The sequence below is a fragment of the Halanaerobium sp. ST460_2HS_T2 genome, from assembly GCF_003337665.1.
GTDB lineage: Bacteria > Bacillota > Halanaerobiia > Halanaerobiales > Halanaerobiaceae > Halanaerobium > Halanaerobium kushneri.
Map to the genome: position 1 here is coordinate 1 of NZ_QPJF01000080.1, position 1477 is coordinate 1477.

At 36.0% G+C, this 1477-nt stretch carries 2 protein-coding genes; both read left to right on the top strand.

What is annotated here, in order from left to right:
* Positions 1 to 124 precede the first annotated feature (124 nt).
* Entirely contained in the window at positions 125 to 406 is a 282-nt protein-coding gene (locus tag DFR80_RS15105; protein ID WP_089723283.1) for a transposase, read from the top strand.
* 14 nt (positions 407 to 420) lie between these two features.
* The gene (locus DFR80_RS15110; protein ID WP_255417075.1) at positions 421 to 1419 is read left to right on the top strand and encodes an IS3 family transposase; all 999 of its coding nucleotides are present in this window, start codon (positions 421 to 423) and stop codon (positions 1417 to 1419) included.
* Positions 1420 to 1477 lie beyond the last annotated feature (58 nt).

A 1477-nucleotide genomic window follows, 5' to 3' on the forward strand; every position in this document is an offset into this window, starting at 1 on the left:
ATATAATGTTTTTAAGCCCGTCAAAGAGATTTCCAAAAGTTTTTTGTAGTAATTTAAATTATGCCAGCTAATTTGACATGGTCGTTTTCTTCCTTCAAAATAATAACCAGAAAGGGAGATAATTATGAGTAAAAATACTAAACGCTCACCTGAAGAAAAAATGGAAATTGTTCTTGAAGGTCTTCAGAATGATAATATCTCTGAGACCTGCCGCAAACATGGTATTTATGAGAGTCAGTTTTATCAGTGGAAAAAAAGACTTATTGGTTCTGCAGGTAAAGTCTTTAGAAACAAAAAGAAAAAAGATCCTGAAAAACAGAAACTTAAAGATGAAGTCGATAAACTAAAACAGACTCTGGTAGAACAAACCTGTGAACTGCAGATTCTAAAAAAAAACGACAAATAGGACTGCATGGTGAAATCAAAAATGACTGGCTTGCAGCAGATGAAAAAAGAAAACTAATGGATATTGTGGAAGAATCCACTCTGCCCGTTAAAACAACCTGCGAAAAATTAAAACTTAATTCCTGGCGTTACTATAGCTGGAGAAAACGCTATGAAGCTGACGGTATGGAAGGGCTTAAAAATCATAAGTCTACCCCTGCTTCGTGCCCTCACAGCCTTTTAGATGAAGAAAAGCAGGCAATAATAGATTATGCTCTTAAACACCCAGATCAGCGTCATAGAAAGCTTACTAAAAAGATGATGGATGATGACATTGTCTATGTATCAGCATCCAGTACATATCGGGTGCTTAAAGACGCTGGTCTTATTCCTGAACAGGAATATCATAAAAAGAAAAATGCAGACGGTAAAATTAAAGTTGATCAACCAAACAAAATGTGGCATACCGATATTAGCTATATCCCTGTAAAAAATACCCATGCTTATTTAATCTGTGTTCTTGATGGGTACTCTCGTAAAATCATACATGGAGAGCTCTCTCAAACTATGACTGCAGACGATATGCAGCGGGTCCTTAGTAGAGCCATGTTTAAAGCAGGTATATTTGAAGCAGATCCTGTCAGCAGGCCAGCACTTGTAAGTGATAATGGCACCCAGCTTGTGTCTAAATCTTTTACCGAATTCCTTGAAGAATGGGAGATTAAGCACATCAGAACAGCTGTAAAACATCCAGAGACAAACGGGAAAATTGAAGTTTTCCACAAGACAATCAAGTATGAAAATGTATATGCTCAGGAAAAATATCAGAGCTTTTATGAAGCCAGAGAAGATATAGAGAATTTCATTGAGCAATACAATTCTGAAAGACTGCACCAGGGTATAGAGTTTGTAACACCAGATCAAAAATATAACGGCAAAGCCGATGAAATTATAGATGAACGAAAGAAGAAACATCAGTCAGCAATTGATAGAAGAAAACGACTCAATCGAAAGAGAAAATCAACAGCTGCATAAAATACCTGGGACTACAAAAGTATTTTTAAAATTTACTTGACTTTTCAGAAACAATGCA